The following is a 14,370-nucleotide window of genomic DNA, read 5'->3' on the forward strand; positions in this document are numbered from 1 at the left end:
GACCAGCCTCAGTCGTGGAACATGCGGACTGTCGACGGGCTGTAGCCGCTACCCGCCATGAAGCGGCCGAACTGTTCTCGTGCTTGCTCCTGCGCGGCGGCCCGCCTCGCCTGCTCCAGTGCGTTGGCGCGTCCCTGCGCTGCCATCATCGCCGTCAGGTCCGACACCTGCCTTGCCTGGACGGCAAGAAGCTGGTTGCCGGCTTGCGTCGCCTGCAGCACGCCGACGGCAGACTGGCTGGCGCCGACCAGCGCGCTCGTCTGTTCCTGTGTCCCCTCGATGTTGTCCACGGCGACGGCACCGGTCTTCAGCGAGTGCTCGAAGGCCGACACCGATGTCTGCCAGCGCTCACGCGCACCGTCGACAAGCTGCTGGCTGGAGAGGTTCGAACCAAAATTCTCGTAGGTCGAGGTGAATTGGCTCTCGATGTCCTGGACGCTGTAGGCGAGCTTGTCGGCCTCGCCGAGCAGGGTCTTCATCTGAGAAAAATCACCCTCGATCTGGCCAAGCAGCGAGGTCGGCAACGAGGTGAGGTTCTTCGCCTGGTTGATCAGCATCTGCGCCTCATTTTGAAGCGAGGTGATCTGGTTCTGGATCTGCTCCAGCGCTCGTGCGGCTTGGAGAAGGTTCTGGCTGTAGTTGGTGGGATCAAAGACGATGAACGCCGACGCCGGCGCCGATGACATCGCGATCGCGACGGTGATGACGCTGGCTGCCGTCATGTGTCGAAAACGAAGATTGTTGCGAACGGAATTCATGACGGAATCTCCTTTGCGGATTGGTCGATGACGTTGGTCAGATCGGGAACGAGGTCGGCCGCCCAGCCGAGACCGCGGTCGGTGAGCCAGGCCTCGAGGAAATGTTTTCGGCCGGTCTTGGCGATCACCCGGTCGATTGATGCCTGGTCGGACTTGGACGATGCAGCGCATAGCGCCAGCGCGATCGGACCGAGGCCCAGCTCGAATAGCCGGTTGCCGCGCCGCGACTGGCAGTAATAGTCACGCTTCGGCGTCGCCCGGGCGACGATCTCGATCTGGCGATCGTTGAGACCGAAGCGCCGGTAGATCTGGGTGATCTGCGGCTCGATCGCCCTCTCGTTCGGAAGGAACAGCCGCGTCGGACAGCTCTCGACGATGGCGGGCGCGATCCTGCTGCCGTCGATATCGGAGAGCGATTGCGTAGCAAAGATGACTGAAGCGTTCTTCTTGCGAAGGGTTTTTAGCCATTCGCGGAGCTGATCGGCGAAGCCACCAGCGTCGAGCGCCAGCCAACCTTCATCGATGATCAGCAGCGTCGGCCGCCCGTCCATCCGCTGCTCGATCCGATGGAAGAGATAGGCAAGTACGGCGGGCGCCACACCAGTACCGATCAGACCTTCGGTCTCGAAAGCCTGGACGGAAGCGTCACCAAGACGCTCGTGCTCTGCATCGAGCAGCCGGCCATAGGGACCGCCGATACAGTAAGGCCGGAGTGCCTGCTTCAGTGGCGAAGATTGCAGCAGCACCGATAGGCCGGTCAGCGTCCGTTCCTGGACCGGCGCGCTGGCCAGCGAGGTCAGCGCCGACCACAGATGTTCTTTCACCTCCGGCGTGACGGGGACGCCTTCTCGCACAAGAATATCGACGAGCCAGTCGGCCGCCCATGCACGCTCAGGTGTATGATGGATGCGGCCAAGCGGCTGTAGTGAAACGGCGTCGACGTCATCCGACAGGTCCGCCAAGGTGAGCAAAGCGAGCGGATCGTCCGGCCCTTGCCCGCTCGACGCGTTGCCGCCGAGATTGTGCCAGTCGCCATCCATGGCGAGCATGGCAGCGCGGATCGAGCCGCCGAAGTCGAACGCAAAAATCTGGTTGTTCTCGTAGCGCCGGAACTGCAGAGCCATCATCGCCAACAGGACTGACTTACCGGCGCCGGTGGGGCCAATGACGAGGGTGTGGCCGACATCGCCCACATGCAGGCTGAACCGGAATGGCGTAGCACCCTCCGTCCTTGCAAAGAACAGTGGCGGGGCGCCAAAATGCTCGTCCTCGACAGGTCCCGCCCAGACCGCCGAGAGCGGGATCATGTGGGCGAGGTTCAGTGTCGACAGTGGCGGCTGGCGGACGTTCGCATAGACGTGGCCTGGAATGCTACCGAGCCATGCTTCGATGGCGTTGACGCCCTCGACGATTGCTGTGAAGTCCCTGCCCTGGATGATTTTTTCCACCAGCCGAAGCTTCTCGTCGGCGATTGACGGATCGGCATCCCACACCGTCACCGTCGCGGTGACATACGCCTGGCCGATCTGGTCGGAGCCGAGGTCCTGAAGGGCGGCGTCAGCATCGGCCGCCTTGTTGGCGGCGTCGGTGTCCAAAAGAACGGATGCCTCGTTGGTCATCACCTCCTTGAGGATGGCTGCGACTGACTTGCGCTTGGCGAACCATTGACGGCGAATGCGCGTCAGCAATCGTGTGGCGTCGGCTTTGTCGAGCATGATCGCCCGCGTCGACCAGCGATAGACGAAGGCAAGCCGATTGAGATCGTCGAGGATCCCCGGAAAAGTTGTCGTCGGGAACCCAATGATGGTGAGCGTCCGCAGATGGAAGTCGCCGAGCCTCGGTTCCAATCCACCCGCAAGCGACTGATCGACCAGCAGCGCATCGAGATGCATCGGCGTTTCAGGAACACGGATGCGGTGACGCTTGGTCGAGACCGTCGAATGCAGGTAGGTCAGAGTCTCGGCGTCGTCGAGCCATGCGGCCTCCGGGACAAAGCCCTCGACCAGGTTCAGCAGCCGATCAGTGCGGTCGACAAAACTCTTCAGGAGTTCCCACGGATCGATGCCGCTCTTTTCCCGGCCTTCGTAAAGCCAGCTCTCGATGCGCGAAGCTTCCTCAGCCGGCGGCATCCAAACGAAGGTGAGAAAGTAGCAGCTCTCGAACAGTTCTCCGTCTGACCTGCTGCGACCGGACCATGGGAAGGATCCATGGTCGGCCTCACCCTCGAACTGTTCACTACGTTCGAGATCGAGCAATGCCGACGCGCTGTCGGGGAAGAGACCTTCGGGATAGTGCTGCGCGGCAAGCCGAACGGCTTCGACGAAGATCGCCCAGCCGGAGCCAAGACGGCGCAACGCGCTGTTCAACCTCGCCGTCGTGCCGACCAGTTCGGCCGGCGTTGCACTGTCGAGATCAGGACCGCGAAAACGGGCGGTCCTCTGGAAGGAGCCATCTTTGTTCAATACAACGCCCGGCGCGACCAGCGCAGCCCAGGGTAGATAGTCCGCGAGGTTGGATGAGCGTTTGCGGTATTCGGCGAGGTTCATCATGGGCAAAACCTTTCAGCAGCCAAAATGTGCGGGATAGCGCAGGTGGCGACGAACCACGTCGATGAACTGCGCATCGCGCTTGGCTCCCCAGACAGCCGCGAAATGGCCGATCGCCCAGATGACGAGGCCGGCGATCCAGAGGCGGAGGCCAAGCCCAACCGCGCCGGCCAGCGTACCGTTGGCGATAGCGACCGCGCGTGGCGCGCCACCGAGCAGGATCGGTTCGGTGAGCGCCCGGTGCACCGGCGCGAAGAAGCCACGAACCTCCTCGTCTTCCAGCAGGGAGCCAGCCATCAGATCAGCGCCCCGCCGCCGAACGAGAAGAAGGACAGGAAAAACGAGCTGGCCGCGAAGGCGATCGACAGGCCGAACACGATCTGGATCAGCCGGCGGAATCCGCCCGACGTGTCGCCAAAAGCCAGCGACAGGCCCGTGACGATGATGATGATCACCGCCACGATCTTGGCGACTGGTCCCTCGACGGATTCGAGGATTTGTTGAAGCGGCTGCTCCCACGGCATGGAAGAACCGGCCGAGTGAGCGGGCGTGATCATCATGGCCGCGACCGTAGCTGTCGCCGTAGCCTGCGGGAGCACCGCACCAAGGTTACGGATAGATGACGAAGTGAAGCGGATCGGATTCATTGTCGAGCTCCATGGGGGATCGGGGATTCACGGTTGGTGTGGTCTCGAGCTTTGCCTCGAGCATGCGGTAGTCGCCGGTGGCAGGTTCGAGCCCGTCGACAAGTGCAATCTCGACAAGACGGCGAGCCGAACCGCGGCCCGCGAGCACCGCGACGAGGTCGATCGTCTCGGCGATGAGCGTGCGCGGGACCGTGACCACGGCTTCCTGCACGAGTTGCTCGAGGCGACGCAGGGCGCCAAGGGCGGAACTGGCGTGGATGGTACCGATGCCGCCCGGGTGTCCGGTGCCCCAGGCTTTCAGCAGATCCAGCGCTTCGGCACCGCGTACTTCGCCGATCGGGATGCGGTCGGGGCGAAGCCGCAGCGACGATTTCACCAGATCTGACAGCGAGGCGACACCATCCTTGGTGCGCAGAGCCACCAAGTTCGGTGTGACACACTGAAGCTCTCGCGTGTCCTCGATCAACACGATGCGGTCGGCGGTCTTGGCCATCTCCGCCAGCAGCGCATTGACCAACGTGGTCTTGCCTGTCGACGTGCCGCCCGCGACGAGGACATTTTTGCGCCTTTCAACGGCGAGCCGCAGCACGTCGGCTTGGGCATCCGTCATGACGCCGGCGGCGACGTAATCTCCGAGCGTGAACACTGCCACCGCTGGCTTCCTGATGGCGAAGGTCGGTGCTGCAACAACAGGTGGCAACAGGCCCTCGAAGCGCTCGCCCGTTTCTGGCAGTTCGGCCGATACACGCGGGCTGCCGGAATGCACTTCGGCGCCGACATGATGCGCAACCAGCCGGACAATGCGTTCGCCGTCGGCCGGGCCCATAACCTGGTCGGTCGCAGAGAGACCTTCCTTCAGCCGGTCGACCCAGAGCCGGCCATCCGGATTGAGCATAACCTCGACGATTGCCGGATCTTCAAGGAAGCCTGCGATGGCAGGGCCAAGCGCGGTGCGCAGCATGCGCGCGCCGCGCGACACCGTTGCGCTGCCTGGGTGATAATTGATAGCCACGATCTGCCCCCACTTCTTCGCGGCTGATCGGTTCGTGCCGCGTCGGGGATGAGTAGAAGAGGCAGAGCTGCAAGCCTTGCAACAAGCAAAAAGAGCGATCGCAATGCGACGTGCAGAGACTTGCGAAATGCGGTGCGGCGATCCCGCGGGTCAGGTCCTATTCGTTGGCAAGTCATCCGAGTCGGCCGGGGACGCTGGCGGAACGTCCTCGGCGATTTCCTGCCTGAGCTTGGGGCCTTTGCTCAACCTGCGGCCCAGCGCGTCGACAAAACCGTCGTAGCGCTGCAATCCCTTCGCACGGGCTTCGGCCTGTGCGGATTCGGGAAGGGCCGGCGTCGAGTTGAGCCAGAAGCGAACGAACAACGCCAGTGTCTCGATGGCTATGCCGACATCCCGTTCAACGCGTTGCACACGCCGATCGATCTGGTCGAGGCGCCTGGTGACTGCCGCCTCCTTCCGCTCTTCGGCATCCGGTGACAGGAAGGAGGCAATGGCGGCCTCGGCTATCAAGGACAGCGAGACATCGCGCCGCGCGGAGCAGTCGGCGAGCGCGTTCATCACGTCCGGATCGAGATAGGCAGAGAGCCTTCTTTTCTTCGCGTTCTTCATGGTCTCAAAGCTCGATGCCATCATTGGGATCGAGGGCTGCCTGGCGAGCTGCGCGGCGCATGACCTGATCGACCGCGCGCCGACGCACGGCGTCATCGTTGGGTCCATCCTGGTCGAGGTCGAACTCGCTTTCGCGTTGTGCCGTTCGATCTGGCGCTATGTCCTCGTGGTCGGGGAGTTCGGGCTGACGGCGGATGCCGCCATTGGCAGGATCGTCGTCCTGCGAAGCTGCGAATAGCTTCGGTTGCAGAGGATTGCCTGCGGGCAGCGGAAGAACCGTTGCGCCGGTCCAGTCGTCGGGTCGCGATGTTCCTGCGGTCGTTGCAGCCTCCGGTGGCGGCAGAACACGCTCGGCAAGGCGCGGATCGGCGAAATACCGAGCCTTCTTGGCTCGGATCGGAAACAGACCGGAGACCATGACAATGGCATCGGTCGGCGGCAGCTGCATGATTTCTCCCGGCGTCATCAGCGCTCGCGCCGTCTCCTGCCGCGACACCATGAGATGTCCAAGCCAGGGCGACAACCTGTGCCCGGCATAGTTCTTCATGGCGCGCATCTCGGTTCCTGTTCCCAGCGAATCCGAGACCCGCTTGGCAGTCCGCTCATCATTGGTGGCGAAGCTGACCCGCACATGGCAATTGTCGAGGATGGAATTGTTCGGCCCATATGCCTTTTCGATCTGGTTGAGCGACTGGGCAATCAGGAAAGACTTGATGCCGTAGCCCGCCATGAAGGCCAGTGCTGACTCGAAGAAATCAAGTCGGCCGAGAGCCGGAAACTCGTCGAGCATCATCAGCAGGCGATACCGCCGATCCTTCGCATGAAGGTCTTCCGTCAGCCTGCGGCCAATCTGATTTAGCACAAGGCGGATCAGCGGCTTGGTGCGGCTGATGTCCGATGGGGGTACTACCAGATAAAGCGTCGTCGGCCGCTCGCCCTCGACAAGGTCGGCGATCCGCCAATCGCAATGAGACGTTACCTTCGCCACGACGGGATCGCGGTAGAGCCCCAGAAAACTCATAGCGGTCGAGAGCACGCCTGATCGTTCGTTCTCCGACTTGTTGAGCAGTTCGCGCGCAGCCGACGCCACGACCGGATGTGGACCGGCGTCACCCAGGTGCCGCGTAAGCATCATGGTGCGCAGTGTAGTCTCGATCGGCCGTTGTGGATCGGACAGGAAGTTGGCGACGCCGGCAAGCGTCTTCTCCTTTTCGGCATAGAGGACATGCAGGATAGCGCCGACCAAAAGCGCGTGGCTGGTCTTTTCCCAATGATTTCTGCGCTCCAGCGAACCTTCCGGGTCGACGAGCACATCCGCAACGTTCTGAACGTCGCGGACCTCCCATTCACCTCGTCGCACCTCAAGCAGAGGGTTGTAGGCGGCCGAGCCCGCATTGGTCGGATCGAAGAGCAGGACACGACCGAAGCGTTCTCTCCATCCTGCCGTCAGTTCCCAGTTTTCACCCTTGATGTCGTGGACAATCGCCGAACCCGACCAGGTAAGCAGCGACGGCACGACGAGACCGACACCCTTGCCGCTCCGTGTAGGCGCAAAGCACAGCACATGCTCCGGGCCCTCGTGGCGCAGATAGTCGTGGTCGAGCTTGCCGAGCACCACGCCATCCGATCCGGTCATGCCTGCGGCTGTGATTTCGCCGCGCGTCGCCCAGCGAGCCGAGCCGTAAGTGGCCGCATGCTTCGCCTCCCGCGCCCGCCATACCGACATCCCAATCGCAACTGCGATTGCCACGAAGCTGCCGCTCGTGGCTATCAGTGCGCCCTCGAGAAAAATCCCTGGCGCATAAGCATCATAGAAAAACCACCACCAGAAAAACGCCGGCGGTGGGTAAATAGATTGATCTGCAAGCTCGAACCAGGGCGAGCCAAGCTGCGGTTGGAAACCCAGTCGCCATGCCGTCCACTGCGTGGCGCACCAAGTCGTAGCGAATACGACCAGAAAGACGGAGAGGACTTGACCCCATAATATCCTGGTCGCTGGCACGATTTTCCTCCCGCCTGTCTAGCGGGTGATTAGAAAATGCTTGAATTTCATCTTCGCAAGAAGGCAGCCGTTATAAAGCGCGCAAATCTCACTCGGGCCGGCAAAGACTTGTTGGCGGCGGTGCTGGATCGATCGGAAGCGAAATGGTCGGCGCGACAATTCGGCAGCTTGGAACGCTACGAGACAAACTCGAAAAGGCAGTATCCACAGGCTGATGTCAACACGACAAATCTATGGAAATCGTAGAATCCACACGCCGCATCTAAGCCGATTTATGAATGCTAAACCCCACAGCTTGTGAGCGCAGGTTTGGATGGCTATGAGTGGTTTGCAGGGGCGGTGGCCCAAATATGGGTGTACAACAGGGTGCCGCAGTCAAACTTCCTTAGCAACCCACTCTCCGGTGACGCGGTGCAATTGGAGCTTAACGGCATTGCGCCGCGCGGCCATGTGATAGCCCAAGCGCCGGAACTCCCATTTGGCTTTCAATCTCCGCGGCAGTTCGAGTTGCTCGCATATGCCCTGTTGGAGGCGGAAGCGAGAGAACAAGGTTGGTATGACGTTGTTCAAATTCTTCCAGAAGGCGCGGACGAAGGTGCAGATGTCCTTCTGTTCTCGGCTGGCGACTTGGCAGGGATTGTCCAATGCAAACGTTACGGAAGCAAAATAGGCTCCGAACTCGTCTTGGTCGAGCTATTCCGTTTCCTGCTGTTTGCCTCTTTGGACGGACGCGTCTTGAGGGATGGGTGCCAGTACCAGTTCTGGACCGCAAATAATATTACGAAGGAGGCCACCTCCTTGTTTTCAAAGCCGCAGGAATATCTTCGTTCCCTCCCGCAGGCGGAGCTGGCCAAGCTTATTGAAAAAGCTAAAAGCACGGCGAAAACGCTGAAGGCGATTACTCTCAAGTCGTCCGATCACGAAAGATTCCGCGAGCAGGCCTGCCGTATGGATTTGCGGCATGTGGGACCGATTGATCTTTCTCTTCGTTTGTCGAAGGAGGTTGGGGTCCGCAAGCTTTTCTTCCGGAGTCCGGAGGACGTCGTTCACGAGGCTGACGCGCCTCACATTGAGCGCCAGATGAGTGCCCGCCGACGCGAACAGCTGGCCGAGGCATCTCGAGCCGGACGCACAGGGGCTGCGCCATTTGTTCCTCCGGCTGCTCTTGGCGAAGCATTCTCTGATTTTGTCGTTGGTGTCGCAGATGTCTTCGTGCTGACCGGGGGCTCTGGTCGCGGCAAGTCTACTTGGACTGCGCGCTTGCAAGAAAGCCCTCCATCGGCATTCGAGGTAGACGTCATAGCAGGACACGAGATCGCTGCTGGCGACAATAGTTTGGTCACAACTTTGGCGCGAATCCTGTCTCGCCGTTCAGACTCGCTTGGCACAGTCGAGGGCGAGCAACGAGCTCTCTGGACTTGGCTCGACCTGACCAACAGGCTCATCATCATCGACGGTCTCGACCGCGCGCCGGCAAGCGCCCGCTCGTCGCTGTCTTACTGGCTAGCGGAGAGCATTCGAGTCTGTGCAAACAGAGCCGTCCGCTTAGCATTGACCTCGCGCCCAGAGACCTGGTCTCACATCGGCAATTTGTTGGACAGGGAGGTACTTCGAGCGGTCTTCCATATCCAAAGCCCATCTCCACTAGACGGCGGCGACACAGCTCCTTCTTATCAGCTGCCTTTGCTAAGCTCGATGGAAGCCAAGGGTCTTTACGGCGCGTATCGCCTGCCCCAACAGCTACACGGCCGGCGAGCTCTCAACACTCCAGCATTAATTGCCCGGTACTCGGAGCTGCGCGAAGAGCTGGGCGACTTCGAGGTCACTCGGCGAGACATCATCCAACAATTGGTGAAGACGGCGTGCGGCGAGGTGGCCAGCCACGGATTTGGCAGAGCGACAACCGATCAGTTCCTCGGTTGTTATGGCAGTCTGGTGCAGAAATCAGCAGACGGTCGCGTTGCGCTGCGCGCTCTCTCTGCAGCGTGTCCGGATGCATCGCAGGTCATCGACGCTTTCTTGCACACTGACTTGTTCGTGCTGGCGGATGGTAACCTGCGCGCCGAACCGGATGAAGCCACAGAATATCTCGGATCGCTTGAACTCGACATTGAGGGCGCGTTGACGGCACTGCCGACGCGCGGCAACGAGCCGTTGTTTGTCGGCATGCTTGCGTTGGCAGTAGCAGCCCTTGAACAAGGCGCGCCACAGAGAGTGGGCGAGATCGTTGATAACCTTCTTGGCAAGGGCAAGTCGCGAGTAGAGCGAGAGGCTGGCATCCGGATTGTGGTGGAACTCCGCAATCACGACCGCTTCGAGCCTCTAATTCGCCTGATGCTTCGCACCATGACAGAACCAGCCGCCATGCTATTTGGCTCCAACCTTGGCGACCTGATCCACGATATCCGCCTCCCCCTGCAGCAGCGTCTTGACCTTCTTCTGGAGCTTGAGACCAACGAGGACCCGGACGACTGGCGTTCCAAATTCTGGACGGATCCTTGGGCTACTGGTCGGTTTATTACTCCCTTTGCGAGGGCTGCGGTTGCAGCGGTACGTGCCGAGCCCACTGCTAGTATCCCTTGGCTGGTCGACCGCTACAAAATTGCTCCAGCTCGTGCGGAGGTCGCGAGTGGTTTGATCCTTGAGGCTGGCGCCATAGACCCAGAGAACGCCCTGAAAGCCACTTGGCCATTGCGAAACGGTCCCACAGGAACCGTTTTCCGAGATTTGGCGTATCTGCATCCACACGCCGCCGCCCGACAGATCATTGCTGGCTGTGAGGGCAAGTCGCGCTTGCCGATAGACGTTCCGGAGAGACTGTGGGAGCTCGTAAGAGATCATCGGCCAGAAGTATTTGATGGCGTCACTGCTTCTAAAGCGATCGCTGACGCTGCATCTTTTGTCCTCCCGAAGTCGCCAAACCGCATATGTAGAGCCATTCTGATGCTTACCATTGCTCGAGGCGGCCCCCTGAATGTTGCCGCTCAGGACCAACTCGCTGGACACTGGGAGGATGTGGGCGCGTTCGAGGTCTGGCCGCTAATTGCTGCCTGCCCCGTTCACAAGGAGCAGCTTCTTGATAAAGTCTTTGCTGAAGCGGACGGAGACGGGCTTCATAGCAGCGCTTTGCGGTATCTGGGCGCGGAAGTTCCCTGGGAACCGCTTTTGAGGCGCCTCTTGGAGGCTAGTCGCGTGGCCTCGTCCAAAGTTTTACGGAACGTGGCTCTCGCCGTTGAGGACCTTCTATATCGAAGCGAAGAAGGGGATCAGTCAGACGATCGTCTTCACGGCATCGCCCGCGTCTTTGCCACCTCCTCGGACGAAGACGTTCGAAGTCCAATCCTTTACTTTGCCGGTTCGCCTATCCGCTTCGCCAAGGCGAAACCCGGGCACGTTTCTTTCCGCGACCAGTTGTTGGAAATCCTCATTGAAAATGAGGACGGTGCGACACTACCGATACTGGTGTGGAAGCTCTGTGAGAGTGCGAGTGAGCGAGGTCAAGCGGCTGAGCGACTTTTGGACCTTTGCAAACGCTTTGGCACCGATCAAGTGGAAAAGGATCTGGATTTCTATCTGTTGCAGTCAGAGACGGGGCCTAGAATTTTCAACGAACTTCAGCTTTTGCTGCGCCAGCACGGACTGCCTGGGCTCACGGTGGTGTTCAAGATGTGAGTGCACGTGACGGTTTTGGGGAGACCTACATAGCAGAGCCAATAGAAGCTTTGGGTTGCGAGCATTGCTTGAGCTTGCGGTCAAAATCAGAGTCCAATGCTTCGCCTTCTTCCAAAAGTCCAGTCGACAGCGCATCCCGCACGCGAAACGCCTGAAACATGACTTCCGACCTGCTTTTCCAGAGACGGTGTCCAGGGGACGAGCTGGAAACCGAGCCCATCGTCGATCATCGCGAAGCGGCCGGAGGCGAGCGAGAAACGCTGCCGGTAGATGCCAGCTATTTGGTCGCCTTCCGAAGCCTTCGTGAACGGCAGTCCGATCTTGGCAGCGAGCTGAGCGCCGAAGGTGTCCACCTCACGGTCGCGTAGCGTGTCGATCAGATTGCGGGCGAAGATGACGCGTTGACCTTCGCGCCGTGCGAGACCCTGCTCGACAAGATGATCGGTGCGATCCTGACGCGCCTGCTTCACTTCCCTGGCGAAGCCGCCCTCCCCAATTTCGATAGGTTCACGCGCGATAAGCTGACGGTCGAGCCAGGTCGCGCCATGGGCATGGATTTGTTCTTCGATCGAGGGGTCGGAGCGAACGGCGAGTGCAACGCGGCTGCGGCCCTTCGCATCCTCGTAGCGACGAAGCTCGACGACCGAGCCCGGGGCGGAATCGCCGGTGGCGTCGATATCTTGAAATCGGATGTGATGGACACGACCGTCTATGCCGTCCACGATGGCGTAGGCCGAGCCCCGTAACTCATCGTCCAGGCCGCGTTCCAACAGCCGACCGATGATAGGTTTGTCCGTCTGCTCAGCTGCAGGGACATAATCGGCCGCGCCCTTGTCGATGCCATGACCGGTTAGGCTGCGATGCATGCGTTTGATGATGTCGCCGCGCTCGCCGAGTGCACGCAAGGTCGTCTCAGCCTCCTCGGCCATGGTCCACTGACCGGGACGGATCTCGGCAGCGAGGCCTAGGCCTTCAAGCCTACCGAGTCGCCCGACCTTGAGTGTCAGGAATTTGTCGGGCTGGCTGTTGGGATGCGGAGCGAGATCGATAATGCCATGGCGATCCGTGTCTCGGGCAAGCTGACGGTCGAGCTGTGTCCAGCGCTCGGCGTCGACCTGCTGCTCGATTGTCCGGCGGATGTCGTAGTCGGTCCGCAATCCCAGTATCTGGGTGAGGATATCGCTTGCCCGGTCGCGCATGCCCTGTCGGATGTAGTCTCGGGAAATGACGAGGTTCTCACCATCGTCGGCCACGCCGCGCACAAGAATATGAACGTGCGGATGTTCGGTGTTCCAATGGTCAACGCCGACCCAGTCGAGCTTCGTGCCGAGATCGCGCTCCATGTCGACCATGAGGTCACGAGCAAAACTCTTGAGGCCGCCCAACTCGAGGGCGTCGTCGGGTGAGACGATGAAACGGAAATGATGTCGGTCGTCCTTGCACAGATCGGCAAAGGCGTCGTGATCGGCCTCGTCCGCGTCCGGCCCAAACATCTTTGCTTTCTCACCGTCACGCGTCACGCCCTCGCGGCGGAGATATTTGAGATGGGTAGCGAGCGGCGCCGATCCTCTGAACTGGCGCACCACACGCGCCTTGACCACGGCGCCGCGTGACCGGCCGGTGATTAGGCGATTGGCGCTGACGCTCGCCGACCTACCGCGGCCGAACGTCGAGGCCCGTGGAGAAATAATCCGGCCCTTCCGCGATATATGCCCGCCGGCGCGCTGTGCGGCTGCCAGCGCCTGGAATATGAACGGGCGAGCGCGCTGGCCGGCGCGGGAGCGGATACGGCCAGGGCGCACACGAAAACTATCGTCACGATTCATAGGCCTGAGCCCGCGAGGTGCGATTTCCATTGTAAATCTTGAGAAAACAGCGGGCGTGCACATCGCTAATTGCGCGAGCGCATCGCAAAGCGAGACAAATACCATAGAGAAAACAACAATCCGACCGAGCCGCACATCGCGGCCCTTTATCCTGCCATCCCTCTTCGCCCTCTCTCGCGGCCAACCCTCCCGCCGCAATTTCCGCGACAGCGCAGGCCAAAATGCGATTGACCAGGAAAGTGGCGATCATCGCAATGTTTCGGAAGAACCATGCACAAACGGGCTACGAATAGCGGCACCTGGATCTGATGCACCTTCACTGCGCGAGCCTTCCGCTTGCGGTACGAGCGCCGTAAGATCGGTGACTGCTTTGCCCACCGGTGCTCGCAAACTGGGGGAGCGGATCGCAGTGAACACAGTCTCGACGAGACCATCGGTCTTGCGTTCGTCTCGCGAAGCTGAGCCATTCGGTGTGTTTACCACGTGCGCGAAAATCGCCGAACCGAGTGCACTCGCTCTGCCCGCTCCCTGCCGTGCGCGCGTCGGAATGGGAACCGCACCATTGATCAGCGGGGCGAGTTTCCTGACATAGTCGACTGTCTCTCGCGGCAGCGGCCGGCCCGTCGCAAGATGTTCCTGGTAGCGGCCGGGACCGGCATTGTAGGCAGCGAGGAAGCCGCTCCGACCGAAGCGGTCGAGCATCTCGCGGAGATAAGCGGCACCGGCATGAATGTTGTCGTGCGGTTGATAAGGATCGTCGCCAAGATGATGCTTGATCCGCAGTTCTTCCCACGTCGCCGGCATGATCTGCATCAGGCCCATCGCGCCCTTGCTCGACACCGCACGAACATCGCCAACGCTCTCGACCTGCATGACGGCGCGCAGCAGCCGCTCAGGAATAGCAAAGCGTTTCGCGGCTTCCCGGATATGAGCCGACCAGGGATCGGAGGACGAAGTCTTGGCGTTGGAGAGAGCCGGCCCCTCGCCATGAGAAAGAGGTTCTGCGTAAACCGCCGATGCAGAAGGAAGGAGCATGACGCATGCACACAGCATCGTCACGCTTCGCCGGAAGACAGCGCATGCACCGTCGTCCCGACGCGCGCAAACCCTGCCACCGTGCTCGCTTCCGTCAAGGGCAAGGCTCCGCCGGCCGGACTTGCTTGCTACAAATTGCTGGGCGATGAGCGTCCGCAGCGATTGGCAAGCGTCCGGCCGCCCTTGACCTTCGCTGCGCGCGGCAGCCGCCTGGCAGGCGATCGGGTCGAAGGGTTTGACCAGCGCCCGATCGATCAAAGGGT

The 14,370-nt window shown here is 60.8% G+C and carries 11 protein-coding genes; 2 read left to right on the plus strand and 9 right to left on the minus strand.

The window, feature by feature from the left end; translation table 11 throughout:
• Window positions 1-8: 8 nt before the first annotated feature.
• From trbJ to AC1D05_RS21795, 7 genes are all read right to left on the minus strand, one after another.
• The gene (gene trbJ / locus AC1D05_RS21765) at window positions 9-722 is read right to left on the minus strand and encodes a P-type conjugative transfer protein TrbJ (RefSeq protein ID WP_477444008.1); all 714 of its coding nucleotides are present in this window, start codon (window positions 720-722) and stop codon (window positions 9-11) included.
• A gap of 32 nt (window positions 723-754) precedes the next feature.
• A complete protein-coding gene (gene trbE, locus AC1D05_RS21770) occupies window positions 755-3,307 on the minus strand; it encodes a conjugal transfer protein TrbE (protein WP_477443832.1) in 2,553 nt (850 codons plus the stop codon).
• Between the two features lie 12 nt (window positions 3,308-3,319).
• Window positions 3,320-3,601 carry a VirB3 family type IV secretion system protein gene (locus tag AC1D05_RS21775; protein WP_477443833.1) on the minus strand — a complete coding sequence of 94 codons (282 nt, stop codon included), beginning with the start codon at window positions 3,599-3,601 and terminating at the stop codon, window positions 3,320-3,322.
• A complete protein-coding gene (locus tag AC1D05_RS21780) occupies window positions 3,601-3,864 on the minus strand; it encodes a TrbC/VirB2 family type IV secretion system protein (RefSeq protein WP_477444009.1) in 264 nt (87 codons plus the stop codon). The genes AC1D05_RS21775 and AC1D05_RS21780 overlap by 1 nt, the downstream gene beginning before the upstream one ends.
• A gap of 49 nt (window positions 3,865-3,913) precedes the next feature.
• Window positions 3,914-4,912 (minus strand): P-type conjugative transfer ATPase TrbB, encoded by a 999-nt coding sequence (gene trbB / locus AC1D05_RS21785; RefSeq protein ID WP_477444010.1) that lies wholly within the window; start codon window positions 4,910-4,912, stop codon window positions 3,914-3,916.
• Between the two features lie 201 nt (window positions 4,913-5,113).
• Entirely contained in the window at window positions 5,114-5,572 is a 459-nt protein-coding gene (locus AC1D05_RS21790) for a CopG family transcriptional regulator (RefSeq protein ID WP_477443834.1), read from the minus strand.
• Between the two features lie 4 nt (window positions 5,573-5,576).
• Window positions 5,577-7,574, minus strand: coding sequence for a conjugal transfer protein TraG (locus AC1D05_RS21795; protein WP_477443835.1), 1,998 nt, complete (start codon window positions 7,572-7,574; stop codon window positions 5,577-5,579).
• Between the two features lie 36 nt (window positions 7,575-7,610).
• On the opposite strand from AC1D05_RS21795, the gene AC1D05_RS21800 reads away from it, so the two are divergent.
• Together AC1D05_RS21800 and AC1D05_RS21805 are read left to right on the plus strand one after the other, a co-directional pair.
• The gene (locus AC1D05_RS21800; RefSeq protein ID WP_477443836.1) at window positions 7,611-7,820 is read left to right on the plus strand and encodes a hypothetical protein; all 210 of its coding nucleotides are present in this window, start codon (window positions 7,611-7,613) and stop codon (window positions 7,818-7,820) included.
• Window positions 7,821-7,883: 63 nt separating this feature from the next.
• On the plus strand, window positions 7,884-11,246 hold the full coding sequence (locus tag AC1D05_RS21805; protein ID WP_477443837.1) for a restriction endonuclease: 3,363 nt from the start codon (window positions 7,884-7,886) through the stop codon (window positions 11,244-11,246).
• A gap of 86 nt (window positions 11,247-11,332) precedes the next feature.
• Here the strand turns inward: AC1D05_RS21805 and AC1D05_RS21810 are convergent, their stop codons facing one another.
• Both AC1D05_RS21810 and AC1D05_RS21815 read right to left on the minus strand, forming a co-directional pair.
• Entirely contained in the window at window positions 11,333-13,072 is a 1,740-nt protein-coding gene (locus AC1D05_RS21810) for a relaxase/mobilization nuclease domain-containing protein (RefSeq protein ID WP_477444011.1), read from the minus strand.
• Between the two features lie 246 nt (window positions 13,073-13,318).
• A complete protein-coding gene (locus AC1D05_RS21815; protein ID WP_477443838.1) occupies window positions 13,319-14,365 on the minus strand; it encodes a lytic transglycosylase domain-containing protein in 1,047 nt (348 codons plus the stop codon).
• Window positions 14,366-14,370 lie beyond the last annotated feature (5 nt).

Source organism: Mesorhizobium sp. P2_E9, from assembly GCF_056403815.1.